Raw genomic sequence first — 26,200 nt, 5'->3', positions numbered from 1 at the left:
ACGTCCCGGGACCACGACCCCTCCAGCGTGGCACCGGCGCCGGGGCGCGACAACCGGGGGCATGACCGGCCGACCACAACCGGCCGGTCGGACCCCTCAGGCGCTCGCGGGCTCGTCGAGGAGCGCCGTGCGGATCGCCTCGACCCCGACCTGCACCTCGGTGAAGCTCGTCGACAGGGGCGAGAGCCCGAGCCGCAGGCCGTCGGGCCGCCGGAAGTCCGGGACGACGCCCTGCGCCCACAGCCGCCGCAGGACCTGCTCGAACGCCGCGTGGTCGATCGTCACGTGGCTGCCGCGCCGCGCGGGGTCGCGAGGTGAGGCGACGCGGACCCCGAGCGGGACGAGCAGCTCGTCGACGAGGTCCAGGGCGAACCCCGTCAGTCGCACGGACTTGGCCCGGACGGCGTCGATGCCGGCCTCCGCGAGCAGGTCGAGCATGTCCTGCATCGCGAGCATCCCGACGACGGCGGGCGTCCCGCTGAGGAACCGCCGCACGCCCTCGTGCGGCGCGTACGCGGGTCCCATCTCGAAGGGGGCGTCGCTGCCCATCCAGCCCTGGATGGGCTGGGTCATGGTCGCCTGGAGGCCTGCGCGCACGTACCCGAACGCGGGCGACCCGGGACCGCCGTTCAGGTACTTGTAGGTGCAGCCCGCCGCGAGGTCCACGCCCCAGGCGTCGAGCTCGACCGGGACGGCCCCCGCCGAGTGGCACAGGTCCCACAGCACGAGCGCCCCCGCGTCGTGGGCGACGCGCGTGATCACGTCGGCGTCGGCGAGGTGCCCGGACCGGTAGGCGACGTGGCTCAGGACCACGAGCGCCGTCCCCGGCCCGACGACGCCCGCGACCTGGGCGGGGGTCACGCCCGCGTCGGGCTCCGGGGAGAGCCAGCGCAGGGTCGCGCCCCGCTCCGCCGCGATGCCCTGGAGCACGAACCGGTCCGTGGGGAAGTTCCCCGTGTCGACCACGATCTCGGTGCGGTCCGGGCGCGCGTCGAGGGCCGCGCGCACGAGCTTGTAGAGGATCACGGTCGTCGAGTCGCCCACGAACGTCTGGCCCGGCGCCGCGCCGAGCACGGTCGCCCCGATCCGGTCGCCGACCGTGAGCGGCAGGCCGTACCAGGACTCGTCCCAGCCGCGGATCAGGCGCGCGCCCCAGTGCTCGGTCGCGAAGCGTGCGAGGCGCTCGGCGCTCGCTCGCGTGGGCCGGCCGAGGGAGTTGCCGTCGAGGTAGGCGACCACGTCCTCGGAGGGCACGAACTCCTCGCGGAACCGGGCGAGCGGGTCGGCCCGGTCGAGGGTGGCCGCGCGCTCGGCGGGCGAGCCGGTGGAGGTGGTCGGGGACGCGCCGGGCGAGCTGGTCACGAGAGGTCCTCACTGTGGGTGGGCGGGGTGGGGCGCGGGCGGCCGTGCAGGTCGTGGGGCGTGAGGACACGGGCACCGGCGAACCAGGCGGCGAGCTCCTCGGGGGAGGCCCCGGGCCCGGGGCGGGGGCCGGGCAGGTGCGTGAGCGCGGCGGTCGCCGGACCCGACGTCAGCGCACGCAGCAGCGCGTCCTGGGTGAGCCCCACCGCCAGGAGCGCGCGCAGCTCGCGCGCGTCGATCCCGGCGGGCAGCGGACCGTTGCCCTGGTCCGTGCCGTAGACGACGGTCCCGCCGGCAGCGACGAAGCGCGTCAGGTTGTCGAGCGCCACGGCGTGCTGGTCCGTGGGCTCGCCCCAGCCGTGGACGTCGAGCGTGCTGACCCACGTCTGACCCCTTGCCATGGCCGCGACGAGGTCGTCGGTCAGGCGCTCGCTGAACGGTGCGTGGGCGAGCCGGTCCACGCCCGCCACGAGCGCGCGCCGGGCCTGGCCCGCGCCCTCGGTGTGCGCGACCACGGGTCGGCCCCGCTCGTGGGCGCGACCGACGAGCGCGCGCAGGGTCGCGTCGTCGGGCACGGGGCCCGCCCCGGCGTGCAGGGCGACCTTGACGAAGCTGGCCCCGGCCGCGACCTGACGGTCGACCGCGGCCACGGCACGGCCCGCGTCGGCGACCTCCACGACCGAGCCGCGCGGGGCCCACGAGCGGTCGGAGGGGTAGCCCCCGGGAGCCGTGAGGAAGGCACCGGCGAAGCGGACCTCGGGCAGCCCGGGCGCACCGGGGCGGGGGACGGACCGGGCCGCGCGGGCCGCCAGCGCGGCCAGTGCCACGGGGTCACCGCCCAGGTCGTCGACCGCCGCGAGGCCGCCCCGGGACAGGGCCACGGCGTCGACCAGCCCCAGGTGCACGTGCGCGTCACGGAAGCCGGGCAGCAGGGCGCCCGCCAGGTGACGGGTCGGTGCGGGGTCGGCACCCGACGCGGGCCGGAAGCCGTCCGGGGTGGCGACGAGCGCCGTCGGGCCGGACCACCCCGTGCCCCGCTCCCACCGCGCGTCGACCGTGACGGTCACCGCGCGGGCGGGCGCGACGCCGCTCACGCCCGCCCGATCTCGGTGCGCACCGCGAACAGCTCGGGGAAGAAGGTCAGGTCGAGGGCCCGCTCCAGGAAGCCCACGCCGCTCGAACCGCCCGTGCCGCGCTTGGTCCCGATGATGCGCAGCACGGTCTTCATGTGACGGAAGCGCCACAGCTGGAAGTTGTCCTCGAGGTCGACGAGCTCCTCGCAGCTCTCGTACGCGAGCCAGTTCCCCTCCGGGTCCTCGTAGATCGCGCGGATGGTCCCGACCACGTCCTCGTCGAGCGTGTACCCCTGCGTCACGTCGCGCTCCAGGACGCGGACGGGCACGTCGTGGCCGTGGCGCGCGAGGTAGCGCAGGAACTCGTCGTAGACGCTCGGCTCGTGCAGCAGACGGTCGAGCCCGGCACGCGCCGCGGGCTCGGCGTCGAACACCGACAGCATGCGCGCGTTCTTGTTGCCCAGCAGGAACTCGACCGCGCGGTACTGCCAGGACTGGAACCCCGACGCGTGCCCCAGGAAGCCCCGGAACTGCGCGTACTCGCTCGGGGTCAGCGTCGCCAGGACCGACCACTGCTCGGTGAGGGTGCGCTGGACGTGCTTGACCCGCGCGATGCGCTTGAGCGCGGACTGCAGGTCGTCGGCCGCGATGAGCGCGCGCGCCGAGACCAGCTCGTGCAGGACCAGCTTGAGCCACAGCTCGGTCGTCTGGTGCTGGACGATGAAGAGCATCTCGTCGTGGTGCGCGGGCTCGCTGACCGGGACCTGTGCGTCCAGGAGCGCGTCGAGACGCAGGTACGAGCCGTACGTCATGCGGTCGCGCAGATCGGTCACGATGTCTGGCTCGAGCGGGCGCTCGGCGCCCGGCGACGGCGTTGTCATCTCCCGAGAGTAGGGCTCGCGCGCGCCGGGCGTCAGGGTTTCGCGGGCCGCGGGCGCCCGACGTAGGGTCTCCCGGTGACGGACGAGACCACTGGGCGAGCGACGAGCATCGACGTCGGGATGCTCGACGACCTCGCGGGGGACCCGCCCGCGCGCCGCGACCTGCTGCGAGCGCTGCGCGGCGTCACGGGCGCTCCCGGGCAGGACCGGTTCTCCGCGTCCGCCCCCAGCATCCTCACGCTCGCCGAGGCGGACCCCGCACGCCACGTGCTCGTCGTCCGGCACGACGGCGACGTCGCGGGCCTCGGGGTCCTGCACCCGGGCGGCGCGAACGACCGGATGCTCGCCCTGCTCGACGGCGCCCGCCCCCAGGACGTCGTCCTGTTCCGCGGGTTCCTCGTGGACCACCGCCACCAGGGGGTCGGCGTCGGGACCGCGGTCGCGGCCGCGCTCCCGGGCCTCGTGGCGGCACTGGCCAGGCGGACCGGTCGCGAGGCGTTCGCCCTGGTCGTCCTCGTCGTCGACGCGGAGAACGCCGCCGGCCTGCGCGCCTACACCCGCGCCGGGTTCGCGGCCCGCGGCACGTACGTCGACGAGGACGGGCACACGCAGACCGTCATGGCGCTCGCGGCCTCCTGAGCGCGCCCTGAGCACACCTGCGCGGTGGGATCGCTCCCTCGCCCAGCGCGCGCCGCGGAGCGAGTCCGGGACGCGCGTCCTACAGTGCAGCCCAGGACCGGGCGGTACCGCGACGGCGACGGGAGCTGCGGATGGCACGCGTAGTGGTGACAGGCCTCGGGGCCGTGACCCCGCTCGCGACGACCGCGCCCGCGACCTGGGCCGCGCTCGTGCGGGGCGACCAGGGTGTCCGCGCGGTCGCGGACGACTGGGCGCGCGACCTCCCGGTGCGCATCGCCGCCCGGGTCGACGACACGTTCGCGGACGGGCTCGGGGTCCGGGTGCTGCGCCGGACCGACCGGGCCGAGCAGCTCGCGCTCGTCGCGGGCCGGGAGGCGTGGGACGACGCGGGACGCCCCGAGGTCGACCCGGAACGGCTCGCCGTCGTGGTCGGCTCGGCGAACGGCGGGATCGCGTCGACCCTCGCGCAGAGCCGCCTGCTGGACACGCAGGGCTACCGCCACGTCTCCCCGCACGCCGTGACCATGCTCATGGCCAACGGCCCCGCGGCATGGCTCTCGATCGAGCTGGGGGCCAAGGCGGGGGCCCGCGCCCCGATCAGCGCGTGCGCGGCGGGCAGCGAGGCGATCATCACGGGACGCGAGATGATCCTGGCGGGAGCCGCCGACGTCGTGGTGTGCGGGGGAGTCGAGGCCGGTGTCGAGGCGTTCTCCCTCGCCGCCTTCGCCCGGGCACGGGCCATGTCGACGCGCAACGACGAGCCCGCGCGCGCCTCGCGGCCGTTCGACCTGGCCCGCGACGGGTTCGTGATGGGCGAGGGGGCCGCGCTCGTCGTCCTGGAGAGCGAGGAGCACGCCCGCGCGCGGGGTGCACGGGTCCTCGGCGCCGTGGCCGGGGCCGCGCTCACGTCGGACGCCTACGACATCGTGGGCGGCGACCCGGTGAACCAGGCGCGCACGATCACGCTCGCGCTGCGCTCGGCGAGGCTGGACCCCGGCGACCTGGGGCTCGTGCACGCGCACGCCACGTCGACCCCGGTCGGCGACCGCAACGAGGCCGACGCGCTGCGGGCGGCCCTGCCCGACCCCCCTCCGGTCACCTCGACCAAGGGGGCGACCGGCCACCTGCTGGGCGCGTCCGGCTCGCTCGGCGTCGTCGTCGCGCTGCAGGCCCTGCGCCACGGCGTCGTGCCGCCCACGCTCAACCTCGACGAGCTGGACCCCACGATCGGCCTCGACGTGGTGCGAGGCTCCGCCCGCCCCACCGCTGCTCGCCACGCCCTCGTCGACGCGTTCGGGTTCGGCGGGCACAGCGCGAGCATCGTCGTCTCGCGCGACTGAGCCGGCGGGCGGCAGGGCTCGTGCCGCGGTGGCCGCGTGGCGCACGAGGCTCCCCGGCCCCTCCGGGCCTTGCCCCGCACGTGCGGGCTGTGCGGGGCAGTGCGGGCAGTGCGGGGGTGGGGCGACGCGGACCTACGCGTCGACGAGCCGGGCGGCGACCGCACCTCCCGCGGCGGCGTCGAGGTCGAGGCGGACCCCGGTGGTCCGGGCGTCGGGGAGCGAACGGACGCGGTCGAGCTCGCGGCTGACGGCCCTCGCGGCCCGGGGGTCCGGCCCGACCAGGGGCAGCCGGACTCGTGGGCTCCCGATGCGCCCGAGCGCGTGGAGCACGAGCTTGGTGGCGACCGCGGGCGGCATGAACGTGTTGAGGGCCCGGGCGAGCGGCTCGATGCGCTGATGGACGCCCGTCGCCGCGCGGAGCTCCCCGGCCGCGACGGCGTCGAGCAGCTTCCGGTACGAGCCCGGCGCGACGTTGGCGCTCACGCCGACGATGCCCGCACCGTCGATCGCGAGGGTGGGGAGCGCCGCCGCGTCGGACCCGGCGAAGTAGAGCAGGTCGCCGCTGCCGATGAGGTGCGCCGCCCTCGCGAGGTCGCCGTCGGCGTCCTTCACGGCGCAGACGTTCGGATGCCTCGCGGCCGACAGGAGGGTCGCGAGCTCGAACCCGGTACCGGTGCGGGCCGGCACGTCGTAGAGCATGACGGGCAGGTCGGTCGCGTCGGCGACGGCGCGGACGTGGGCCAGGACGCCCTCCTGGCCCGGGCGCACGTACGCGGGAGACGCGACCAGGAGGCCGTCCGCGCCGGCCGCCTCGCACGCCAGGTGGTGCGAGATCGTGTGGGCGGTGTCGCTCGACCCCCCTCCGGCGACCACGGTCGCGCGCCCGGCCGCCACCTCGCGGGCGGTCTGCACGAGCCGGATCTTCTCCCGGTCGGTCAGGGTGCTGGACTCTCCCGTCGTGCCCGCGACCACGACGCCGTCGGCCCCTCCGGTGACGACGGCGTCGACGAGGCGCTCGACATCGGTCCACGCCACCTCGCCGTCGGGCGTGAAAGGGGTGACGAGAGCGACGAGGAGCTGACCGAAGGGGTTCTGCTGAACAGGCATGCGTCCACGCTAGGGCGACCCGAACGCCCAGGTCTGTCCGAGAACCGTCAAGATCGCGGCGGTGCCCGTCCGGGTTCCGTCAAGACGCGCGACGCCGCGCGGGCGCCGGCCGTAGACCGGGACCATGACCTTGACATCGATCCTTCCCACGCTCCGTGCGAGCATCCCCGACCCGATCGCCACCGACCGTTGGCCCGTGGGCACCCGGGCGACCGTGACGGACGTCCTGGTGGCGGGCGTCTCGCTGGCCCACCTGGCAGCGCTGTGCCGCACCCCGTGCGTGCACGTCGCAGACGTCGCCGCACCGGCGCCCGGGCGTCCCGGCGACCCCGCGGGGACGGTCGTGGTGACCTCCGTGACCGCGGTCCACGACGTCGGCACCGGCCTGCCCTGGCTGACCCTCGACGCCGACGTGCCGGCCGGTTCCGCGTCGTGGTCCGAGGTGCGGCTCGTCGGGCGAGCCTCGACGGCCCGCCACGCGCTCGCGAGGCTCCGGGGCGGCGGGCACGAGACGCTCACGCTCCCGTCCGACGTCCGCGCGGGCGACCTGCTGGCGGTCCCGTGCCGTGGTCTGCTCGCGTTGCGAGACGTCCGTGTCGCGCGGACCGCGACCGACGCCGCCCCCGAGGGGAGCCTGGTGTGACTCTCCTGCACACGATCCTCTCGAGCCGCGTCGCGGCGCTGCGGTCCGCCGAGACCCTCCTCTGGCCCGCCGGGACCCTGCTGACCCCGGAGGACGTCTTGGTCGCGGGGACCTCGCTGGCCGACCTCGGACGCACGGTCGGGACCCCGGCCCTCTGGTCCGACGGAGTCCCGGAGGCGCAGGGCGTCCCCGGGGCCCCTGGTCGTCGGGTCGTCCTCGTGGTCCAGGTCGAGGCCGTGGTCCCACCGCTGCACCGACCCAGCGAGGCATGGGTGGACGCCGAGCTCGAAGGATGCTCTGCGCTGCTGACCGCGGTGCGGCTGCTGGGGCGCGCGGGGTCTGCGCGCACCACGCGCTACCGGCTCCGACCGGACCGCGCGGACGCGCTGCCGGGCCTCGTGCGCCTCCCGGTCGACCTGCGCCGCCACGACCTGCTCGCGATCCCGTGCCTGGCGCCCGTCGCGCTCGAGGACGTCGCGCGCTGAGGCCCGCGTCGCCAGGACCCGCCCAGGTGCGTCCGGACGGACCTCCGGTGGTTTGGAGCGGCGCTCGCCGCTGCGGGGTGCGGCGAGCGCCGCACCGACGAGCTGTGCGAGGGTGACGGCGACGACGCGCTGGTCGAGGTCGGGGCGACGCACCCGGGTCGACGCGTCGAGGAGGAAGCGGCCGTGGACGGCCCCGGCATGCTCGATCAGCAGCTCGATCCGGTCGCCCGTGGGCAGACCCTCCCGGTCGACGTCGACGACGCGCCCACCGCTCGTCACGCTCCCGTCCGCATGCAGACGCGGGTGGGCCCCACCGGTCGCGGTGTCGAAACGGCACTCGTCGACGTCCAGCGCCTCGACGACCTGTCGCTGGACGTGGTTGATCAGGACCGACGGCGGGGTGTCGGCCGCGGCGACCAGGCGGGCCGATGACACGATCCCCGCGAGGAAGCCCACGCGACGGCTCGACCGCGCCTGCTGACGCCGGCCCCACAGGGCGATCTCGGTGACGGCCACGCCCACGAGCAGCAGCAGGACCGTGGTCTCGACGTCGGTCCGGTCGGTGATCGTGAGCCGGTGGTGCGGCTCGGTGAGGAAGTAGTCGAACCACACGCCGCTCGACAGGGCCGCCCCGATCCCCGCGGCCCTGCGCCCGGTGGCTGCCGCGCCCACGACCACGAGGACCAGGACCAGGGCGGCGTTGGTGTTCGCCACGTCCGCGCGGAACGGTGCGAGCACCGCGCACACGACGAAAGGTGCGACCAACGCCCCCGTCACCACCAGGACGGACCGGCGAGACCTCGTTCCCATCTCTCCATCAACCTGCCGCGGCGCGTCGAAGTCAAGGCGCCTTGACGGGATCCTGACGCGTGCCGGCCCGGGCGCAGGCCTTGGTCCCCTCACCTCCGGAGGCGCTCACCCCCGGCGTCCTCGCCTCGTGCCGCCGCGCCGCGGCTGCGGGCGCTGACCGCCGCGCGGTCCGGCGGTCGCGGGGGCCGACGTCGCGGGCCCACCGACGTCCTCACCTGCGCCCGTGCCGGTCAGGAGCCGCCCGACCACGAGCTGCTGGCCCAGCCCCCACAGCGAGGACGTGGCCCAGTACAGGACGACACCCACGGGGAAGCCCACGGACACGACCGCGGAGACCGCGGGGAGCACCAGCATGAGCACGCCCTGCTGCCGGGCCATCGGGTTCGTGGGGTCGGCAGGCGGGTTGCTGCGCGCGCTCAGCCGCTGGGTCAGGACCTGCGCGGCGTACATGACGACGATCAGGACCGCGGGCACCAGGACTCCGGCCAGTCCTCCCGCACCGCCCAGCGCCGCGGTCAGCGACCCGGACAGCGGCGCGCCGAGGAGCGCCGCGGCGTCGGCCTCGCGCACCAGGTCACCGGTCAGGGCCCCGACGGGCACCTGGCGCCCGATCCCCGAGAGCACCGAGTACAGCGCGAAGAGGACCGGCGCCTGCACGAGCACCGGCAGGCAGCCCGCGAGCGGGTTGGCCCCGGTGCGCGACATGAGCTCCTGCTGCTCGCGGCGGGCCGCGTCCCGGCTCGCAGGGTCCGTCTTCCCGCGGTACCTCTCCTGGATCCGGCGGATCTCGGGCGAGGCCGCACGCATCGCGCGCATGCCCCGGACCTGCACGACGACGAGCGGGACGAGCAGGACCTTGACGACCACGACCAGGCCCACGATCGCGAGGCCCCACGCGGCGCCCCCGGCGGGATCGAGACCGAGCGCGGTCAGCGCCGAGTGGAGATGGACGAGGGTCCAGGCCACCAGCAGCTCGAGCGGGTGGACGAGCGTGGACAGGGTACGGGTGAGGGCATCGACGACGGGCACGGCAGGACTCCTGCGGGTGGAGGGGAAGGGGAGCGCGAGGCTCCCGCGCCAGTTCCGCAGGGAAGTCCGGCAGGCCCCCGCCGTCGACGGCTCGGGACGTGCTGGTGGTTCAGGCGGCGCGCGGGAGCGAGGCCGCTCCCGGTGCTCGCGGCTGAGGGCGCCCGGGCGTCGTGGGGCTGTGCTGCCGCGCGGGGGCGGGCAGCGGCAGCGGCTCGGGGCCCACGGGCACCGCGAGCAGCAGCAGGACGGCGACCGCGACGCACGCGAGCGCGACGCCGAGCACCCCCGCGGTGGCCGCGAGGGTCGCGGCTCCGAGCAGGGACAGGACGCCGCCCAGGGACGTCGAGCCGAACGACTGCCCGACGGCGAGCGCCAGCACCAGCACGAGCGGCACCAGGGCGACGGCTCGCGCGGAGGAGGCGGACGTCAGGCGGTCGTAGCGCTCGCGCAGGGCATGTGCCGTCGTCATCCTCGCCACCTCCTGTCGTCCGTCCATGGTCCTCAGGTCCTTGCCCACGGTACCGGTCCACCGTGTCCGGTCAGCGTACCGCCCGTCGGTCGGGCGGCAGGGACAATGGCCCCGTGGACCTGGACCCGATCGCCCGCCTGCTCGCCTCCCCGCCCGACCTCCCGGTCCGCCACCACCTGGACGACCTCGTCGACGCGGTGCGCGCCCGGGGCGTCGCGGTCCTCCAGGCCCCGCCCGGCACGGGCAAGACGACCCTGGTCCCGCCGGCGCTCGCGGCCATGACCGCTTCCCCTGCGACGGGCACCCCGGCGGGCACGGGTCCAGCGCCGGCCGGCCCCGCGTCGCCCGGGCCGGCCCGTGCCGGTCGTGTGGTCGTGACCCAGCCCCGACGGATCGCGGCGCGGGCCGCGGCGCGCCGGCTCGCGCACCTGCTGGGCGAACCCGTCGGGCGCACGGTCGGGTTCTCGGTGCGTGGCGAGTCCCGCACCGGGCCCGAGACCCGCATCGAGGTCGTCACGACGGGCGTCCTGCTGCGTCGTCTGCAGCGCGACCCCGAGCTCGCGGGGGTGGCGGTCGTGGTGCTCGACGAGGTCCACGAGCGGCACCTCGACGCCGACCTGACCCTGGCCCTGCTCGTCGACGTCCGGGCGACCCTGCGCCCCGACCTGGCCGTCGTCGCGATGTCCGCGACGATCGAGGCCGAGCGCACCGCGAGCCTGCTGGGCGACGGGGCCCCCGCCCCGGTCGTGGTGGCCGACGGCAGCCTCTTCCCGGTGCGCGAGGTGTGGGCGCCGTCGCCCGGTCCGCGACTCGACGAGCGGGGCGTGCCGCGCGCGTTCCTCGACCACGTCGCGGCGACCACGCGACGGGCGCTGGCCGAGCAGCCCGGCGACGTCCTGGTGTTCGTGCCCGGCGCGGGCGAGGTCGACGGCGTCGCACGGCGGCTGGGCGGGGTCGACGCGGACGTGCGCCCCCTGCACGGGCGGCTGCCCGCGCGCGAGCAGGACCTGGCCCTGACGCCGGGCCCGCGTCGCCGGGTCGTGGTCTCGACGGCCGTCGCCGAGTCGTCGCTCACCGTGCCCGGGGTGCGGGTCGTCGTCGACGCGGGGCTGTCGCGCGAGCCACGCACCGACCACCGTCGAGGCCTCGCGGGGCTCGTGACGGTCCGCGTGAGCCGCGCGGCCGCCGAGCAGCGCGCCGGTCGTGCCGGGCGCGAGGGGCCCGGCGCGGTGTACCGGTGCTGGTCGCCCGGCGAGCACGCCCAGCTCGTCGCGCACCCGACCCCCGAGATCCTCACCGCGGACCTCGTCGCGTTCGCGCTCGAGCTCGCCTGCTGGGGGAGCCCCGACGGTGCGGGCCTCGCGCTGCTCGACCCGCCGCCCGCGGCCGCGATGGCGGTGGCCCGCGCGACGCTCGAGGCGCTCGGGGCCGTCCACCCCGACGGCACGGTGACCCCCCGGGGGCGTGAGATCGCTCGCGTCCCGGCCGACCCGCGGCTCGCGCGCGCCCTCCTGGACGCGAGCGACGTCGTCGGGCCGCGGCTCGCCGCCGAGGTGGTCGCCCTCCTGTCCGACGACGTGCGTGCGCCCGGGGCGGACCTGGTCGCCGCGCTGCGGGACGCCCGCCGCGGCGGCCCGGCGAGCGGGGCGTGGCGGGCGCAGGTCGAGCGTCTCCAGGGGCTCGTCCCGACGGCCGGACGGGGGCGCCGCGAGGACCTGAGCCTGGACCTGGCGGTCGGGCTCGTGGTCGCGCTCGCGCACCCCGACCGGGTCGCCCGTCGGCGGGCGAACGGCTCCACGTACCTCATGGCCTCGGGCACGGGGGCCGCCCTGCCGCCCGGGTCTCCCCTCGCGGGCTACGACTGGCTCGCCGTCGCGGACGCCGACCGCGGCGCCGGCCGCCGCGACGCGACCGTCCGGTCGGCCGCCCCGATCGACGAGGACCTCGCGTACGAGGCCGCGTCCGCGGCCCTGCGCGAGGACGAGACCGTCACGTGGACGGGCGGACGCGTCCAGGCACGGCGCACGACGCGCCTCGGCGCGATCGAGATCGCCTCGCAGCGGATCACCGACCCGCCCGCCGACCGGGTCGTCGCGGCGCTGCGCGACGGGCTCGAGCGCGACGGGCTCGACGTCCTGCCCTGGCGCGAGCCCGCCCGCGAGCTGCGGCACCGGCTCGCGTTCCTGCACCGTGCCCTGGGCGAGCCGTGGCCCGACGTCGGCGACGACGCGCTCCTCGCCGGCCTCGACACCTGGCTCGGACCCGACCTCGCCCGGGTCCGCACCGCGGCCGACCTCCAGCGCCTCGACCTGACCGGCGCCCTGCGGCGGCTGCTGCCCTGGCCCGCGGCCGGCCGGCTCGACGAGCTCGCGCCCGTGCGCGTCGACCTGCCCGGAGGGCGCGGTGCGCGCCTCGACTACACGGGGGACCAGCCCGTGCTCGCGGTCAAGGTCCAGGACGCGTTCGGGTGGCGCACCACGCCCCGCGTCGCCGACGGGCGCGTGCCGGTGCTGCTGCACCTGCTGTCCCCGGCCCGCCGACCCGCGGCGATCACCGCGGACCTCGAGTCGTTCTGGCGCACGGGGTACGCGCAGGTGCGCGCCGAGCTGCGCCGCCGCTACCCCAAGCACGACTGGCCGGAGGACCCGACGGCCTGACCTCCTGAGCACGCACCCCCGCGCACGCCCCGTGCACCGTGCGTCCTGCCCCGTGCGCGGCCTACCCTGGTCGGGAGCCGCGCCGGGGCCCGTATCGCCCGGGCGGGGGAGGAGCGCACCGTGGCACACCTGACCTGCACCGGCATCATGTCCCTCGACGGCTACGTCGCCGACGCCTCGGGCTCGTTCGGGTGGAGCGCCCCCGACGAGGAGGTGCACGCGTTCGTCGACGACCTCGAGCGCGACGTCGGCACCTTCCTCCTGGGCCGCCGCGTCTACGAGGTCATGCGGGTGTGGAATGACCCCGCCCTGCTCGAGGACGACTCGCCGGCCGTCCGTGACTACGCGCGCATCTGGCGTGCGACGGACAAGGTCGTGTACTCGACCACGCTCGACGACCCCGGCGCCCCGCGCACCCGGGTCGAGCGGTCGTTCGACCCGCAGGCCGCACGCTCTTTGGTCGACCGTGCCGAGCGTGAGGTCGGCATCGGCGGGCCGACCCTCGCCGCGCAGGCGCTCGCGGCCGGGATCGTCGACGAGCTGCGGATCCTCGTGCACCCGGTGCTCGTGGGCGGCGGGACGTCGTTCTTCCCAGCGGGCGTCCGGCTCGACCTCGAGCTGCTCGACGAGCGGCGCTTCACGGGCGGCGTCGTGTACTCCCGGTACTGGCTGCCTCGCTGAGGCCCTGAGGCCCTGAGGCCCTGAGGCCCTGCGGCGCGGCGCCCCGGGCCGGCGCCGGGCGGCGTGCGCCTGGTCACGTCGGGCGCCCTCGCCGGGCCGTGGTCCCGCAGCCTTTGAGAAGGTGGGGCCATGCGTGCACACCCCGACGTCCGGACCGAGCTCCCTCGCGACCTGGAGGACCTGCAGCACCGCATCGCGGGCATGGACACCCAGGAGGTGGTCGACGAGCTCGGGCGCCTGGGCGACCAGCGGCGTGCGGTCGCGTTCCGGCTGCTGCCCAAGGGGCGTGCGGTCGAGGTCTTCGAGGACCTCGACCCGGCGATCCAGGCCGAGCTCGTCGAGGCGCTGCGGTCCGAGGCGACCGCGGAGATCTTCGCGGCCCTCGACCCCGACGACCGGGCGTCGCTGCTCGACGAGCTGCCCGCGGGCGTCGCGGCCCGGCTCCTGGGCGGCCTGGGGCCCGACGAGCGGGCCCTGACGACCGCCCTGCTGGGGTATCCGGAGGACAGCGCGGGGCGACGCATGTCTCCCCGCGTGGCCTCGGTGCGGCGCGGCACGACGGTCTCGGGGGCGCTCGACGCGCTGCGCCGGGCGGGCGACGACGTCGAGACGATCTACACCGTGCCCGTGCTGGGTCCGGGGCGGGTCGTCGAGGGTGTGGTGTCGCTGCGGCGCCTGCTCGTGAGCGACCCGGGCGCGCTGGTCGAGGACGTCATGTCCCCGGCCGTGACCGTCGAGGCGACCGACGACCAGGAGCACGCGGCCAACGTGGTGCGCGACGGCGGGTACGTCGCGGTGCCCGTGGTCGACCACGAGCACCGCCTGCTGGGGGTCCTCACGGTCGACGACGCGATGCGCATCCTCGAGGCCGAGGACGACGAGGACTCGGCCCGGGTGGGCGGCTCGGAGCCGCTGCGCCGCCCGTACCTGACGGTGTCCGTCCTGGGGCTCGTGCGGGCTCGCGTGGTCTGGCTCCTGCTGCTGATCGTCGCGGCGAGCCTCACCGTGGGCGTGCAGAGCTACTTCGAGGCCGAGCTCGACGCGGTCGTCGCCCTCGCGCTGTTCATCCCGCTGCTCATCGGCACGGGCGGGAACGCGGGCTCGCAGGCCGCCACCACGGTGGTCCGCGCCCTGGCGGTGGGGGACATCCGTCGGGGTGACCTGCTGCGCGTGGTGGGTCGCGAGATGCTCACGGGCCTGCTGCTCGGGACGGTGCTCGCGGCGGTCGGCTTCGGTCCTGCGGCGTGGGTCGCGGGGGTGCAGATCGCGCAGGTCCTCGCGATCACGGTCGTGGGCGTGTGCCTGCTCGCCACGACGGTCGGGTCGAGCATCCCGATCCTGGCGCGCCGCGTCGGCATCGACCCGGCGATCGTCGCGGCCCCCTTCATCTCGACCTTCGTCGACACGCTGGGCCTGGTCATCTACTTCTCGGTCGCGAAGGTGGTCCTGGGCATCTGAGCAGCGCTCGGGGCGGCGCGACCGCGCGGACGGCCCTCAGTCCTGCGGTGGCCGCGCCCTGCGGACCTGCGCCGACCGGCGACGGGCGCCCACGACGCTGAGCGACATCGCGGCCAGGACCGCGAGGGCCGCGATCACCCAGCCGTAGGCGGGCACGGCGGGGAGCGCCTCGTCGGCGGGGGAGCTCGGGCCCGGGCTCGGCGTGGGGCCGGAGGCGCTGCCCGACGGCGCCGCGCCCCGCGCGTCCTGGGCGCGGTCCGCCGCGCTCACCTCGCGCGCCGCGGCGGCACGGTCGGCGTCGGTCGGCCCGGCGGGCGGTGCCTGCGCCTCGGGGGACGCCGGGGCGGGCGTGACCGGCGGTGCCGGGTCGAGGGCCAGCGCGGCCAGGGTCGCGGGACCCACGATCCCGTCCGGGTCGAGGCCCCGGGTCCTCTGGAACGCGATGACGGCGGCCGCGGTCGCGGGCCCGTAGGCGCCGTCGGCCTCGAGGACCTGGCCGTGCACCTGCAGGCGTTCCTGGAGCGTGCGGACGTCGGCGCCCGACGCACCGAGGACGAGGCCCGTGGGGGCACGGGGTGCGACCGCCGCACCGCTATCCGTGATGTCCCTTTCGCTCGCGCGACCCGTGCTCCCCGTGCCGTCGGCGCCCCCCTGTCCTCCCGCGCCTGCCGAGGACGTGTCGGGGGCGGCCTGCGCGGGCGGCGGCTGCGGGGCCGGTGCGGCGGCGCCCGGGTACGCCGCGAAGACCTCGGCGACGTACGCGCCCCCGGCGCCGTCGGTCGCGTACCCGACGCCCACCGACGTGAACGTCGGCGACAGGATGTTCGCCCGGTGCCCCGCAGACCCCATGAGGTTCGCGTGCAGCCCGGCGGGGGAGGGATCGGTGGACCAGGCCACGTTCTCGGCCCAGGCAGACCAGCCGCCCGGGATCCGGGCGCCCGTCGACGGGTTGTGGCTCAGGGAGCCGTCCGCGGCCATCTGCTCGGCCCAGGCCTGGGCGACGCCCGCGAGCCGGGAGTCCGGCGTGAGGGGACCCAGCCCCGCGGCCGAGCGGGCTCCGTTGACGAGCCCCGTCACGTCCCCGGCCCCCGCGGCGCGCGCCGGTGCGCTCGCGCCCAGCCCCACCGTGACGGTCAGTGCGGCGGTCGTGAGCGCGACGAGGAGCAAGGTCAGCCTGCGTGCACGCACGGGACCTCCCGGGTGATCGGGCGTGGACGGGTCGGATCCACTGTGACGTGCCCCGGCCGTTCGCGCGCGCGGGCGCCCTGGCCGCCCGGTGCCCCCGGCTCCGGCTCCGGCTCGCGGGTGCACCCGCCCCGGACGGGTGTGTGAGACCCTGGCGCCGTGCGCGAGACGACGAGGAGGTGGAGGAGCACCGTCAGGCAGGTGCTCCTGCTGCTCAACGAGGTGGACCCGTACGGCCTGGAGCCCGGCCTCCCCGAGGGGGCGCCCGAGGACGAGTACGAGTACGAGGCCGCCCCCATCGCCGTGCGGCTGTTCAAGGACGGCACCATCACCGCGGCCCAGGTCGACGCGATCTGGCTCCGGTGGTTCGGCGAGACCCTCACCGAGGCCCTCGGCCCGGCCCGGGTCGACCAGCTCGTGGCGCGGCTCGACAGGATCGTGGAGCCCACGACCGCGCCACCCGCACGACATGACGCCCCCCGGGGACGTGAGCGGCGCCGTCGGGCAGCACGCCGCCCCCTGACGCGCTCCTGATGCCGAGCGCGGCCCGCGCGGATACGTTCGCCCGGAGGCGCGCACCGCGCCCGCGGGCGAGAGGCAGGGCGCATGCCGACCAGCACCAGGACGACCACCCGGCGGCCGTGGCCCCTGTTCGCGTCCCTGCAGGGGTACCGCGGGGCATGGCTGCGCCGGGACGTCCTCGCGGGCCTGACCGTGTGGGCCGTGCTCGTGCCCGAGTCGCTCGCCTACGCGACGATCGCGGGCGTCTCCCCCGTCGTGGGCCTGTACGCCGCGGTCCCCTCGCTGGTCCTCTACGCGGCGTTCGGCAGCTCGCGCCACCTGGTCGTGGGGCCCATGTCCGCGACCGCGGCCCTGTCCGCGAGCGTCGTCGCGGCCTTCGCGCCCGGCGACGACGCGGCGTTCGTCGCGCTGACCACGGCCGTCGCGCTCGTGACCGGCGTGCTGTGCCTCGTCGCGGGGATCGCCCGCCTGGGGTTCCTGGCCTCGTTCGTTTCCGAACCCGTGCTCAAGGGCTTCATCGTGGGCCTGGCCCTGACGATCGTCATCGGGCAGGTGCCCGCGCTGCTGGGCGTCGACAAGGGCGAGGGGAACTTCTTCGAGGAGCTCTGGGCGATCCTCACCGAGCTCGGCACCGCGCACCCCCTGACCGTCGTCCTGGGGCTCGGATCGCTCGCCGCGGTGCTCGCGATCAAGCGCTGGCTGCCCAGGGTGCCCGGCTCGCTCGTCGTGGTCGGGGCCGGGATCGCCCTGGTCCTGCTGCTCGGGCTCGACGACGACGGCGTCGACGTCGTCGGCCCCATCCAGGCCGGTCTCCCCACGCTCGGCCTGCCGACCGGCGTCGACTGGACCACGTACACCGACCTGATCGGGCCCGCCGCGGGCGTCATGCTCGTGGGCTTCGCCGAGGCGCTGGGCGCCGCCAAGGCGTACGCGTCGCGCGAGGGCTACGACATCGACGCCGACCGCGAGCTCGTCGGCATGGGCGCCGCGAACCTCGGCTCGGGCCTCGCGTCCGGGATGGTCGTCAACGGCAGCCTGTCCAAGACCGCGGTCAACGGCGGAGCGGGGGCCCAGAGCCAGGTCTCGGGCCTCGTCGCGGCCGCCCTGACCCTCCTGACCCTGCTGTTCCTCACGCCCGTGTTCGAGTCCCTGCCCGAGGCCACCCTCGCGGCCGTCGTCATCGGGGCCGTGGTCGAGCTCGTCGACGTCGCGGCGCTGCGCCGCCTCTACCGCCTCGCGACCCCACGCAGCACGGCCCTGTACGGGGGCGCGGCCCGGCACGACTTCTGGGCGGCGCTCGCGGCCATGGTCGGCGTCCTGGTGTTCGACACCCTGCCCGGCCTGGTGCTCGGGATCGTGCTCTCGCTGTTCCTGCTCCTGGGGCGGGCCTCGCGCCCGCACGTGGCCGTGCTCGTGCGCAACCCGCACGGCGTGTGGGTCGACCGCGCGCGCCGCGTGGCCACGGGCAAGGACGGGGGCCAGGGCGTCGAGGGGGCGCTCGTGGTGCGCGTCGAGTCGGGCCTGTTCTTCGCCAACGCCGACACCGTGCGCGCGGCCGTCCGGCGCCTGGCCGCCGACGCGTCGCCCCGGGTCGTGGTCCTCGACGCGGAGACCGTGCCGTTCGTCGACGTCGAGGCCGCCGAGATGCTCGCCACGCTGCGCCGCGACCTGGACCGCACGGGCGCGCGGCTCGTGCTGGCCCGGGACGTGGGCCAGGTGCGCGACGTGCTGCGCGGCGCCGTCGGGCCCGACGACCTGCCCCCCACGTACCCCGACGTCGACACCGCCCTGCGCGACCTCCTGCCGACCGCTCCCGGGCGCGTCGGCCCGGCCCGGGCGGACGCGCCGCCCGCCTGAGGCCCGACGACGCCGCCCACCCCGCGCGGCCACCGCCGCCCTCGCGCGCGGTCCGCCGGGCCCGGCACTACGGTCGGGGTGACCGGCCCGCGGGCAGCCCGCAGCGCCGGGGACACGACGCCCCACCCGGGGCGCCGCACGACGGAAGGAAGTGCCGTGGGCCCAGCCATCGGTCAGTCCCTGCCCATCGCGGTCGGGGTCCTCATCAGCCCCATGCCGATCGTCGCGGTCGTGCTGATGCTCGTCAGCGCGAGGGCCAGGGCCAACGGCTTCGCGTTCCTGCTGGGGTGGATCGTGGGGATCGCGGCCCTCGGGACGATCGTGCTGCTCGTGGCCGGGGCCGCGACGCCCGCCGCGGGCGGGCCGCCGGCCTGGGCGAGCGTCGTGAAGATCCTCCTGGGCGTGCTCCTGCTGCTCCTCGCCGTCACGCAGTGGCGCGGGCGCCCGCGCGCGGGCACGACCCCCGCGACACCGAGGTGGATGACCGCGATCGACGCCTTCACGCCCGTCAAGGCGTTCGGCCTCGCCGTCCTGCTCGGTGCGGTCAACCCCAAGAACCTGCTCCTCGTCGTGTCCGGGGCCGCGGCCATCGCCGCCGCGACCTCCCAGACCGGTGAGCAGCTCGGGGCGCTCGCGGTGTTCGTCGTCGTGGCGAGCCTCGGCGTCGCCGCCCCCCTCGTGATCTACCTGTCGATGGGCGAGCGCGCGGCCACGCTCCTCGACGGGCTCAAGACCTGGATGACACGGAACAACGCCGTCATCATGGCCGTGCTGCTCGTGGTGCTCGGGGCCAAGATGGTCGGCGACGGGATCGCGGCGCTGTGAAGGGAGCGGAGGACATGACCGTGGACGACGCGACGGACAGGGGGACGGGACCCGGGCCGGGAGGCGACCGTCCCGGTCCCGGTCGGGTCGAGGAGGCCCTGGGGCTGCTGCGCTCGGGAGGGCACCGCGTGACCGAGGCCCGGCGCGCGGTCCTCGAGGTCCTCGCGACGGGGGAGGGGCACCCCAGCGCCGACGAGCTCTGCGCCCGGGTGCACGAACGCCACCCGGGCATCCACCGAGCGACCGTCTACCGCACGGTGGACCGGCTCACGACGCTGGGCGTGCTGACCCACGTGCACATCGGCGGCGGAGCCACCGCGTACCACCTCGCGGCGGGTTCCCCCGCCCGCGAGCACCTGCACGCGATCTGCGACGTGTGCGGTCGCATCATCGACCTGCCCGGCGACCTCCTGGACCCCGTCACCACGTGGCTCGCGACCGAGGCAGGCTTCACGCTGGCGCCCGCGCACGTCGCGCTGTCCGGCACGTGCGCGACGTGCCGGACCGCCTCCCACGTCCCGGACGGTCCGTGACCGCCCGGCCCCGCCTCGCCGATCCTGCGGAAAACCCTTGCCCTCGCCCCGGGGGACCCCGCTACTGTGGTGCTCGTCCGGTCAGGAGACCGGTCGCCGCACGGCCCAGCCCGGGCGGCACCCCTCCTGGCCCGTTCTCATGAGGTGCCGCCCCGGCGGCCCGCACGAGCTGACGCACACGAGACCGCGCCACGGTGGTAGCGCGGCGAGCCAGGCACATGAACCTGGCCACGACGGGGACCCGTGGTGTGCGTGGAGGTCCCAAGTCGCCCGGACTGCAGTCGGGCGGCACCCCTGGAGAGGCATGTGCCAAGGATGGCGACGGAACGCACCAGCGTCCCGTGGGCGGGTTCGATTCCCGCCCTCTCCGCAGACGACGTGGGCGGTCGCGGGGCCTGACGGCTCCGGGCCGCAGACAGGAGCCGGTCGATGAGCGAGGTCCTCATCTACAACCTGGGTGGCGGGCAGGTCCTCGGCCGCGTCTCGCTCGGACACGCGATCCGCATGCTGCACCGGCGCGTCGCGGCCGTGCGCGAAGCGGTCGAGGGAGAGACGTTCGGCCCGTACCAGCGTCCCGTCTCGGTCGAGCTCGTCCGCTACGTCCACACCCGCTGGGTCTACGAGCGCACGGGCCGCGTCCCCTACTCGCGCGCCGCGCTGCTGCGCCGCGACCGGCACCGGTGCGCGTACTGCGGTCAGCCCGCGACGACCATGGACCACGTCGTGCCCCGCTGCCAGGGCGGCGCGACGACCTGGCTCAACGCCGTCGCGGCGTGCGAGCCGTGCAACTCCGCCAAGGCCGGGCGCACGCCCCAGGAGGCGGGCATGACCCTGCGCTCGCGGCCGTTCGAGCCCGTGCTCGCCGACGTCTACCCGCACGGGAAGCGCTGAGCCTCAGCGCTGCGGGGAGTTCTCGACCCGGATCGTGCCGTCCTGCTCGAGGACGAGCCGGTGCGGGTCGCCGTCCGCGAGGTTCAGCGCGTGCTCGAGCGCGACCTGCGGGACCTCGAGGGCCCAGTCGGGCAGGTAGCGGTGCGTGCGCAGCGCCTGCAGGATGGGGCCGGGCGGGATGCGGCGGGACGTCAGGTCGGACACGAGCCCAGGATCGCACGGGCCCGGCCCGGTGGCGCGGTGCCCGGGTGCCCGGGGCCCGTCCTGCGGTCGGCCCCGGGGGCGGTGCCCGAGGGCCGGTGCAGGGTACTCGCTGGTTCTCCCGCTCGCAGCCGACTACGATGGGCCACCAAGGAGTCAGGAAGAGGCCCCTCGACACGCACGTGCTGAGAGCGAGCCCCCATGCCTACCGAACAGTCCCCCCGTCGACGCCGACGCGACCCGCTCGCCGAGGCGCTGAGCGTCGGGCGAGCCCATCCTGCCGGCCAGTACCGCGTCGACCTGCGGACCGGCGAGTGGTGGTGGTCCGAGGAGGTCTACCACCTGCACGGGCTGACCCCGGACGCCGCGGCGCCCAGCGCGGGCCTCCTGGCCTCCCACAAGCACCCCGACGACCGCGACACGGTCCTGCGCGAGCTCTCGGTCCTGCGCACGACGGGGCGCCCCTTCAGCTGCAGCCACCGGATCGTGGACGCCCGCGGCCGCACGAAGACCGTGACCGTCACGGGGCAGGGCCGGCGGGACGCCTCCGGGGCGGTCGTGGAGGTCATCGGCATGGTGATCGACACCTCGGCCGCGTACGAGGAGACGCTGCGGCGCGAGGTGACGCGCCAGGTCGCGGTCGGGCTCGAGGACCGCGCGGTCGTCGACCAGGCCAAGGGCGTCCTCATGGCCTCCCACGGGCTCGACCCGGACGGTGCGCTCGACCTGCTCGTCGTCCACGCGAGCGAGAGCAGCCGACGCCTGCCCGACGTGGCGCGCGAGCTGATCGGCGCCCTGGCGGCCGAGGGGGGCCTGGGGGAGGACGCCAAGGAGCGCGTCGAGGCCCGACTGGCGGCCCTCGAGCCGGGCAGCGTGACCCGCCTGGGAGGCGCACAGCTCTTCCGTCGCAAGGGCGCGCTCCCGGGCTGACCCGCCGGCCCCGCCGCCCCCCTCGCCGGGGTGACGGCGGGTGCCGGGGACAGCGACGGCGCCGGACGGCCGCGCTACGGGACCGGCAGCTCGCGCGTCTCGACGACCTGCAGCGCGAGGTCGAAGAGCTTGACGTTCGAGTCCTGCGAGACGCGGCTCAGGACCGAGAAGGCGCGCTGGGGGGAGAGCTGGTAGCGCTCCATGAGGATGCCCTGCGCCTGGCCGATCACGGTGCGGGTCTGCACGGCGCTCGTGAGCTGCTCCTCGGTGCGTGCCGCGGTCAGGGCGGCCGCAGCGACCGCGGCGAACGTCGAGACGATCGACAGCGCGGTCGCGGGGAAGGCGCCCGTGGAGCGGGAGTACAGGTTCAGCGCGCCGTGCGACGTCTCGCTCGTGAAGAGCTGGACGCATAGCATCGAGCGCACGCCGAGCTCCTCCTGGACCTGGTCGGCCCAGGTCTGCCAGCGGGGCTCGGCCGCGAGGTCGTTGGTGCGCACCAGGTCGGTCTCACGGATCGCGTCCAGGCACGGCCCCTGGTTCAGCGCGTACTGGAGCTCGTCGCCGCGCCGGGCCAGCGCGTGGGAAGCCGCGGGGGTCTCGATCCGGCCCTTGCGGGTCACGAGGGAGATCCCTGCGGCGTCGCACCCGTCGACCATCGCGACCGCGAGCTCGACGGTGCGGTCGAGAGTCTCCTGGAGGGACGGTTCCTCGGCCAGCGTCCGGGCCGCGGAGGCGATCGAGGACTCGATGGCGGTGGCCGGGGTCGCCCCGGTGCCGTACTCGGCGCTCGTGGGGACGTCGAGGGCGTCGTCCTTCGTCTGCTGCAGATCCTGCGTCATCGTGCGTTCCCGTTCGTGCTCGGGGTGGGCGGTCTCCGGCGCACGAGCGCGCCGTTCCTCCACCTGTCGGGGACAACGCTACGCGGTCCGTGGGCGCTGCGGGGCCGTGCGTGCCCGGTGGTGCGCGGGGTCGCAGGTCAGGCGTCCTGGAGGTCGTCGTCGCGGGCGCCCACCGTGACCTGGCCGCGCTCGATCGCGGTGACCAGGTCGGAGAGCCGGACGATGCCCACGAGCTCTGCCCCGACCATGACGGGCAGGCGCAGCAGGGCGTGGCGCTCCATGATCCGCACGGCTTCCCGGGCCGGGTCCTGCGGGCTCAGCACTACCAGGTCCTCGGTGCAGAGGTCTCCGACGGGGTGGTCGGTCGAGGCGTCGGCGGCCAGCGCCCGCACGATGCTGCGGTCGGTGAGGATGCCGACGACGTCGCCGTCGTCCAGCACGACCGCGTCCCCCGAGTCGTCGTCGACCATGGCACGGGCCGCCTGGGCCACGGTCGCGGTCTGCTCGACCGTGGAGAACGTCGTGGACATGAGCTGCGCGATCGTCGTCGGCATCGTCGCCTCCGTGTTCCTGCGAACTTCTTGCGAACTTCCTCCGAGCGAGGTCGAGCCGCTCCTCGACCCGGCCTCCAGACTAGCCCCGGACGGCGCGGGAGGCGGTCCGGGGAGAGCCCGGTCCGGACCGCCTCCCGGAGGCGTCGAGGAGGGGTACGGCTGTCAGAAGACGGGCTTGCCGCCCGTGACGCCCAGGACCGTGCCCGAGACGTAGCTCGCGTCGGACGGCGAGGCGAGGAACACGAACGCGGGCGCCACCTCGGCGGGCTGCCCGGCACGCCCCAGCGGGGTGTCGGTCCCGAACGCCTCGATCTTCTCGGGCGGCTGGGTCGCGGGCTGCAACGGGGTCCAGACGGGTCCCGGAGCCACGGCGTTGACCCGGATGCCGCGCACACCCACCTCGGCTGCCAGGTTGACCGTGAAGTTGTTGATCGCGGCCTTCGTCGAGGCGTAGTCCAGGAGGGACGTGGACGGCTGGTAGGCCTGGATCGAGGAGACGTTGATGATCGATCCCCCCTCGCCCAGGTGCTCGAGCGCGGTCTGCGTGACCCAGAACAGCGCGTACAGGTTGGTCTTGAGGACCTGGTCGAGGTCCTCGGTCGTCACGTCGGCGACGGACCCGCGCCGGGCCATCTGGAAGCCCGCGTTGTTCACGAGCACGTCCAGGCCGCCCAGCTGCTCGACGGCGCCGGTGACCGTCGCCCGCGAGGTCGCCTCCTCGCGCAGGTCCCCGGGCAGCAGCACGGCCGTGCGTCCCGCGTCGCGGACCCAGCGGGCGGTCTCCTCGGCGTCCTCCTGCTCCTGCGGCAGGTAGCCGATCGCGACGTCGGCGCCCTCGCGGGCGAACGCGATGGCGACCGCCCGCCCGATCCCGGAGTCGCCGCCCGTCACCAGGGCACGTAGACCCTCGAGCCGGCCCGACCCCCGGTAGGAGTGCTCCCCGTGGTCGGGCTGTGGGTCCATGGGGCTCGTGAGCCCAGGAGGCTCCTGCTGCTGCGCGGGGAAGGCGGGCTGCTGCTCGGCCATGTGGTTCTCCTTCTGACGGTCCGCCCGGGGACGGAGGTGGCGGTGGTGACGGCCCGGCGCGGAGGGGGTCCGGGACCGTCACGGGTCTCGTCCACGCTAGGTCGGCGCTCGCTGCCTCGCAGCGTGGGGCGCCGTGCCGCACCGTGGGCCCGCGTCCCGGTGGCAGGATGAGCACCTGCCGGTCACGACGGGGTGCCGGCCGGCGGAACGAGGTGGCACACGCATGACCCAGGACGACGGGCACCACGCCCGGCAGGACACCGGTCGCGACGTCGACGTGCTCGTGGTCGGCTCGGGCTTCGGCGGGTCGGTCGCGGCCCTGCGCCTCACGGAGAAGGGGTACCGGGTCGCGGTCCTCGAGGCCGGGCGCCGTTTCGCGGACGAGGACTTCGCCGCGACCTCCTGGCACCTGCGCGACTTCCTGTGGGCGCCGCGCCTGGGCTGCCTCGGCATCCAGCGCGTGCACCGCCTGCGCGACGTCCTGGTCCTGGCCGGTGCCGGGGTGGGCGGCGGCTCGCTCGTCTACGCCAACACCCTGTACGAGCCGCTCGACGCGTTCTACACCGACCCCTCGTGGGGTCACCTGGCCGACTGGAAGGCCGAGCTCGCGCCGTACTACGACCAGGCGCGGCGCATGCTCGGCGTCGTCACCTACGCGGGCCGCACGCCCGCCGACGAGGCCATGGCCCAGGTCGCCCGCGAGATGGGCGTGGGGGAAACGTTCACGCCCGCCCCCGTGGGCGTGCTCTTCGGTGCCCCGGGCGTCCCGGTGCCCGACCCGTTCTTCGGCGGTGCGGGGCCCGAGCGGCGCGGGTGCCTCGAGTGCGGGCAGTGCATGACCGGGTGCCGCCACGGCGCCAAGAACACCCTGGTCAAGAACTACCTGCACCTCGCCGAGGGTGGGGGCGCCACGATCCACCCCCTGACGACCGTGAACCGCATCGCCCCGCTGCCCGACGGGCGCTACGAGGTCACGGCCCGGCGCACGGACCGTCCCTTCGCCCGCCCGCACCGATGGACCGCCGAGCACGTCGTCCTCGCCGCAGGGGCCCACGGCACGCAACGGCTCCTGCACGCCCAGCGTGACGCGGGCACCCTCCCGCACCTCTCCGAGCGCCTGGGGATGCTCACGCGCACCAACTCCGAGGCGCTCCTGGGCGCGACGGCCGACCGGCGCCCCACCGGTGCCCCCGTCCCCGACTACACGCGCGGCGTCGCCATCACGTCCTCGTTCCACCCGGACGCCCACACGCACGTCGAACCCGTGCGCTACGGCCGCGGGTCCAACGCCATGGCCCTCCTGCAGACCGTCCTCGTCACTCCCCGGGGCGCTCGCGGCCCGTCCACGGGTGGCGCCCCGGGGGAGGTGCCCGACGGCGCCGCGCACCCAGGATCCTCGCCCTCGCCCCGGGGGTGGTTGCGCGAGCTGTGGGCCCAGCGTCGACGGCTGCCGGCCATGGTCGACCTGCGGGGCTGGTCCGAGCGGACCGTGATCGCCCTGGTCATGCAGAGCCACGACAACTCGCTGACGACGTACACGCGTCGGACGTGGACCGGGCGGCGTCGGATGACGTCGCGCCAGGGCCACGGCGCCCCGAACCCCGGCTGGATCCCCGCGGCGCACGAGGCCGCGAGGCGCTTGGCCCGGGTCATGGGCGGCTCGCCGGGCGGGAGCATCGGGGAACCCTTCGGGATGCCGCTCACCGCACACTTCCTGGGCGGGTGCGCGATCGGCGCGTCCTCGGCGGACGGGGTCGTGGACGCCTACCAGCGGGTGTTCGGGCACGAGGGCCTGCACGTGCTCGACGGGGCGGCGGTGAGCGCGAACCTGGGCGTCAACCCGTCGCTCACGATCACGGCGCAGGCCGAGCGGGCCCTGGCCCTGTGGCCGAACCGCGGCGAGGCCGACCAGCGGCCGCCGCTCGGCAGCGCCTACCGGCGGCTGGCCCCGGTGGCACCCCGTGCCCCGCGGGTCCCGGAGTCCGCCCCGGCGGCCCTGCGCCTTCCGGTGGTCCGGATCACCTCCGGGGAGAGGGAAGCGACGGGGCGTTGACCTCCGGCGAGGTGCCCTGGCCCCACGGGCGGGTGAGAAGTCGAACGCCTGTTCGAGGGATTCTGCCGCTCGACGGCTCGTATGTCGAACAGGTGTTCGAGTGGTCGCTCTCGGGGCGCCTTGAGGTGTCGAACACCTGTTCGATGCGAT

At 75.8% G+C, this 26,200-nt stretch carries 26 protein-coding genes and 1 pseudogene; 15 read left to right on the top strand and 12 right to left on the bottom strand.

What is annotated here, in order from left to right:
• Positions 1 to 96: 96 nt before the first annotated feature.
• The 3 genes from H9623_RS08835 to H9623_RS08825 are packed head-to-tail and all read right to left on the bottom strand — an operon-like array spanning position 97 to position 3,316.
• Positions 97 to 1,362, bottom strand: coding sequence for a kynureninase (locus H9623_RS08835; protein WP_193719690.1), 1,266 nt, complete (start codon positions 1,360 to 1,362; stop codon positions 97 to 99).
• Positions 1,359 to 2,456 carry an amidohydrolase family protein gene (locus H9623_RS08830; protein WP_193719689.1) on the bottom strand — a complete coding sequence of 366 codons (1,098 nt, stop codon included), beginning with the start codon at positions 2,454 to 2,456 and terminating at the stop codon, positions 1,359 to 1,361. The genes H9623_RS08835 and H9623_RS08830 overlap by 4 nt, the downstream gene beginning before the upstream one ends.
• Positions 2,453 to 3,316, bottom strand: a complete 864-nt coding sequence (locus H9623_RS08825; protein WP_193719688.1) for a tryptophan 2,3-dioxygenase — start codon at positions 3,314 to 3,316, stop codon at positions 2,453 to 2,455. The genes H9623_RS08830 and H9623_RS08825 overlap by 4 nt, the downstream gene beginning before the upstream one ends.
• 75 nt (positions 3,317 to 3,391) lie before the next feature.
• Between H9623_RS08825 and H9623_RS08820 the strand changes: the two genes are divergently transcribed.
• Positions 3,392 to 3,955: a GNAT family N-acetyltransferase gene (locus tag H9623_RS08820; protein WP_193719687.1), complete on the top strand. Its 564-nt coding sequence runs from the start codon at positions 3,392 to 3,394 to the stop codon at positions 3,953 to 3,955.
• A gap of 131 nt (positions 3,956 to 4,086) precedes the next feature.
• Positions 4,087 to 5,295 (top strand): beta-ketoacyl-[acyl-carrier-protein] synthase family protein, encoded by a 1,209-nt coding sequence (locus tag H9623_RS08815; RefSeq protein ID WP_193719686.1) that lies wholly within the window; start codon positions 4,087 to 4,089, stop codon positions 5,293 to 5,295.
• A 132-nt stretch (positions 5,296 to 5,427) separates the two neighbouring features.
• On the opposite strand, the gene dapA is transcribed toward H9623_RS08815, so the two are convergent.
• Positions 5,428 to 6,402 (bottom strand): 4-hydroxy-tetrahydrodipicolinate synthase, encoded by a 975-nt coding sequence (dapA, locus tag H9623_RS08810; RefSeq protein WP_193719685.1) that lies wholly within the window; start codon positions 6,400 to 6,402, stop codon positions 5,428 to 5,430.
• A gap of 124 nt (positions 6,403 to 6,526) precedes the next feature.
• On the opposite strand from dapA, the gene H9623_RS08805 reads away from it, so the two are divergent.
• From H9623_RS08805 to H9623_RS19435, 3 genes are all read left to right on the top strand, one after another.
• Positions 6,527 to 7,045 (top strand): hypothetical protein, encoded by a 519-nt coding sequence (locus H9623_RS08805; protein WP_193719758.1) that lies wholly within the window; start codon positions 6,527 to 6,529, stop codon positions 7,043 to 7,045.
• The gene (locus H9623_RS08800; RefSeq protein ID WP_193719757.1) at positions 7,042 to 7,530 is read left to right on the top strand and encodes a hypothetical protein; all 489 of its coding nucleotides are present in this window, start codon (positions 7,042 to 7,044) and stop codon (positions 7,528 to 7,530) included. The genes H9623_RS08805 and H9623_RS08800 overlap by 4 nt, the downstream gene beginning before the upstream one ends.
• 183 nt (positions 7,531 to 7,713) lie before the next feature.
• Positions 7,714 to 7,962 carry a hypothetical protein gene (locus H9623_RS19435; RefSeq protein ID WP_227748436.1) on the top strand — a complete coding sequence of 83 codons (249 nt, stop codon included), beginning with the start codon at positions 7,714 to 7,716 and terminating at the stop codon, positions 7,960 to 7,962.
• A gap of 36 nt (positions 7,963 to 7,998) precedes the next feature.
• On the opposite strand, the pseudogene H9623_RS20175 reads toward H9623_RS19435, so the two are convergent.
• From H9623_RS20175 to H9623_RS19425, 3 genes and pseudogenes are all read right to left on the bottom strand, one after another.
• Positions 7,999 to 8,340, bottom strand: a pseudogene (locus H9623_RS20175) (DUF4118 domain-containing protein); the annotation flags it as partial.
• Positions 8,341 to 8,445: 105 nt separating this feature from the next.
• A complete protein-coding gene (gene yidC, locus H9623_RS08790; RefSeq protein ID WP_193719684.1) occupies positions 8,446 to 9,369 on the bottom strand; it encodes a membrane protein insertase YidC in 924 nt (307 codons plus the stop codon).
• A 109-nt stretch (positions 9,370 to 9,478) separates the two neighbouring features.
• Positions 9,479 to 9,838, bottom strand: a complete 360-nt coding sequence (locus tag H9623_RS19425; RefSeq protein ID WP_227748408.1) for a hypothetical protein — start codon at positions 9,836 to 9,838, stop codon at positions 9,479 to 9,481.
• A 113-nt stretch (positions 9,839 to 9,951) separates the two neighbouring features.
• Between H9623_RS19425 and hrpB the strand changes: the two genes are divergently transcribed.
• From hrpB to mgtE, 3 genes are all read left to right on the top strand, one after another.
• Positions 9,952 to 12,495, top strand: a complete 2,544-nt coding sequence (gene hrpB, locus H9623_RS08785) for an ATP-dependent helicase HrpB (protein ID WP_321575357.1) — start codon at positions 9,952 to 9,954, stop codon at positions 12,493 to 12,495.
• 120 nt (positions 12,496 to 12,615) lie between these two features.
• Positions 12,616 to 13,176, top strand: a complete 561-nt coding sequence (locus H9623_RS08780; RefSeq protein WP_193719682.1) for a dihydrofolate reductase family protein — start codon at positions 12,616 to 12,618, stop codon at positions 13,174 to 13,176.
• Between the two features lie 129 nt (positions 13,177 to 13,305).
• Positions 13,306 to 14,634: a magnesium transporter gene (gene mgtE, locus H9623_RS08775; protein WP_193719681.1), complete on the top strand. Its 1,329-nt coding sequence runs from the start codon at positions 13,306 to 13,308 to the stop codon at positions 14,632 to 14,634.
• 36 nt (positions 14,635 to 14,670) lie between these two features.
• Here the strand turns inward: mgtE and H9623_RS08770 are convergent, their stop codons facing one another.
• Entirely contained in the window at positions 14,671 to 15,822 is a 1,152-nt protein-coding gene (locus H9623_RS08770; protein ID WP_193719680.1) for a CAP domain-containing protein, read from the bottom strand.
• Between the two features lie 198 nt (positions 15,823 to 16,020).
• Between H9623_RS08770 and H9623_RS08765 the strand changes: the two genes are divergently transcribed.
• The 5 genes from H9623_RS08765 (at position 16,021) to H9623_RS08745 (ending at position 20,447) form a co-directional block, all read left to right on the top strand.
• A complete protein-coding gene (locus H9623_RS08765; RefSeq protein WP_193719679.1) occupies positions 16,021 to 16,353 on the top strand; it encodes a hypothetical protein in 333 nt (110 codons plus the stop codon).
• 72 nt (positions 16,354 to 16,425) lie between these two features.
• Positions 16,426 to 18,198: a SulP family inorganic anion transporter gene (locus tag H9623_RS08760; RefSeq protein ID WP_193719678.1), complete on the top strand. Its 1,773-nt coding sequence runs from the start codon at positions 16,426 to 16,428 to the stop codon at positions 18,196 to 18,198.
• 156 nt (positions 18,199 to 18,354) lie between these two features.
• Positions 18,355 to 19,023 carry a GAP family protein gene (locus tag H9623_RS08755; RefSeq protein WP_193719677.1) on the top strand — a complete coding sequence of 223 codons (669 nt, stop codon included), beginning with the start codon at positions 18,355 to 18,357 and terminating at the stop codon, positions 19,021 to 19,023.
• 20 nt (positions 19,024 to 19,043) lie between these two features.
• Positions 19,044 to 19,556, top strand: a complete 513-nt coding sequence (locus H9623_RS08750; protein ID WP_321575356.1) for a Fur family transcriptional regulator — start codon at positions 19,044 to 19,046, stop codon at positions 19,554 to 19,556.
• 429 nt (positions 19,557 to 19,985) lie between these two features.
• Positions 19,986 to 20,447, top strand: a complete 462-nt coding sequence (locus H9623_RS08745; RefSeq protein ID WP_193719675.1) for an HNH endonuclease — start codon at positions 19,986 to 19,988, stop codon at positions 20,445 to 20,447.
• A 3-nt stretch (positions 20,448 to 20,450) separates the two neighbouring features.
• On the opposite strand, the gene H9623_RS08740 is transcribed toward H9623_RS08745, so the two are convergent.
• Complete coding sequence (locus tag H9623_RS08740) at positions 20,451 to 20,651, bottom strand: hypothetical protein (RefSeq protein WP_193719674.1); 201 nt, start codon at positions 20,649 to 20,651, stop codon at positions 20,451 to 20,453.
• Between the two features lie 198 nt (positions 20,652 to 20,849).
• Here H9623_RS08740 and H9623_RS08735 point away from each other — a divergent pair, with 198 nt between their 5' ends.
• The gene (locus H9623_RS08735) at positions 20,850 to 21,578 is read left to right on the top strand and encodes a PAS and ANTAR domain-containing protein (protein WP_193719673.1); all 729 of its coding nucleotides are present in this window, start codon (positions 20,850 to 20,852) and stop codon (positions 21,576 to 21,578) included.
• A gap of 74 nt (positions 21,579 to 21,652) precedes the next feature.
• Here H9623_RS08735 and H9623_RS08730 read toward each other — a convergent pair whose 3' ends face one another.
• From H9623_RS08730 to H9623_RS08720, 3 genes are all read right to left on the bottom strand, one after another.
• Entirely contained in the window at positions 21,653 to 22,417 is a 765-nt protein-coding gene (locus H9623_RS08730; RefSeq protein WP_193719672.1) for a GAF and ANTAR domain-containing protein, read from the bottom strand.
• Between the two features lie 137 nt (positions 22,418 to 22,554).
• Positions 22,555 to 22,971: a CBS domain-containing protein gene (locus H9623_RS08725; RefSeq protein ID WP_193719671.1), complete on the bottom strand. Its 417-nt coding sequence runs from the start codon at positions 22,969 to 22,971 to the stop codon at positions 22,555 to 22,557.
• A 162-nt stretch (positions 22,972 to 23,133) separates the two neighbouring features.
• The gene (locus H9623_RS08720) at positions 23,134 to 23,997 is read right to left on the bottom strand and encodes an SDR family oxidoreductase (RefSeq protein ID WP_193719670.1); all 864 of its coding nucleotides are present in this window, start codon (positions 23,995 to 23,997) and stop codon (positions 23,134 to 23,136) included.
• 223 nt (positions 23,998 to 24,220) lie between these two features.
• Between H9623_RS08720 and H9623_RS08715 the strand changes: the two genes are divergently transcribed.
• Positions 24,221 to 26,050 carry an FAD-dependent oxidoreductase gene (locus H9623_RS08715; RefSeq protein WP_193719669.1) on the top strand — a complete coding sequence of 610 codons (1,830 nt, stop codon included), beginning with the start codon at positions 24,221 to 24,223 and terminating at the stop codon, positions 26,048 to 26,050.
• Positions 26,051 to 26,200: the final 150 nt, after the last annotated feature.

The organism is Oerskovia douganii, from assembly GCF_015142735.1.
Lineage (GTDB): Bacteria > Actinomycetota > Actinomycetes > Actinomycetales > Cellulomonadaceae > Oerskovia > Oerskovia douganii.
This window is presented reverse-complemented; position numbering and strand designations above follow the sequence as displayed.

Excerpts from the sequence above, each read along its gene's own strand:
- H9623_RS08825 (WP_193719688.1), bottom strand. The coding sequence starts at position 3,316 with ATGACAACGCCGTCGCCGGGCGCCGAGCGCCCGCTCGAGCCAGACATC.
- H9623_RS08815 (WP_193719686.1), top strand. The coding sequence starts at position 4,087 with ATGGCACGCGTAGTGGTGACAGGCCTCGGGGCCGTGACCCCGCTCGCG.
- dapA (WP_193719685.1), bottom strand. The coding sequence starts at position 6,402 with ATGCCTGTTCAGCAGAACCCCTTCGGTCAGCTCCTCGTCGCTCTCGTC.
- H9623_RS08805 (WP_193719758.1), top strand. The coding sequence starts at position 6,527 with ATGACCTTGACATCGATCCTTCCCACGCTCCGTGCGAGCATCCCCGAC.
- H9623_RS19425 (WP_227748408.1), bottom strand. The coding sequence starts at position 9,838 with ATGACGACGGCACATGCCCTGCGCGAGCGCTACGACCGCCTGACGTCC.
- mgtE (WP_193719681.1), top strand. The coding sequence starts at position 13,306 with ATGCGTGCACACCCCGACGTCCGGACCGAGCTCCCTCGCGACCTGGAG.
- H9623_RS08760 (WP_193719678.1), top strand. The coding sequence starts at position 16,426 with ATGCCGACCAGCACCAGGACGACCACCCGGCGGCCGTGGCCCCTGTTC.
- H9623_RS08745 (WP_193719675.1), top strand. The coding sequence starts at position 19,986 with ATGAGCGAGGTCCTCATCTACAACCTGGGTGGCGGGCAGGTCCTCGGC.
- H9623_RS08735 (WP_193719673.1), top strand. The coding sequence starts at position 20,850 with ATGCCTACCGAACAGTCCCCCCGTCGACGCCGACGCGACCCGCTCGCC.
- H9623_RS08730 (WP_193719672.1), bottom strand. The coding sequence starts at position 22,417 with ATGACGCAGGATCTGCAGCAGACGAAGGACGACGCCCTCGACGTCCCC.
- H9623_RS08725 (WP_193719671.1), bottom strand. The coding sequence starts at position 22,971 with ATGCCGACGACGATCGCGCAGCTCATGTCCACGACGTTCTCCACGGTC.
- H9623_RS08720 (WP_193719670.1), bottom strand. The coding sequence starts at position 23,997 with ATGGCCGAGCAGCAGCCCGCCTTCCCCGCGCAGCAGCAGGAGCCTCCT.
- H9623_RS08715 (WP_193719669.1), top strand. The coding sequence starts at position 24,221 with ATGACCCAGGACGACGGGCACCACGCCCGGCAGGACACCGGTCGCGAC.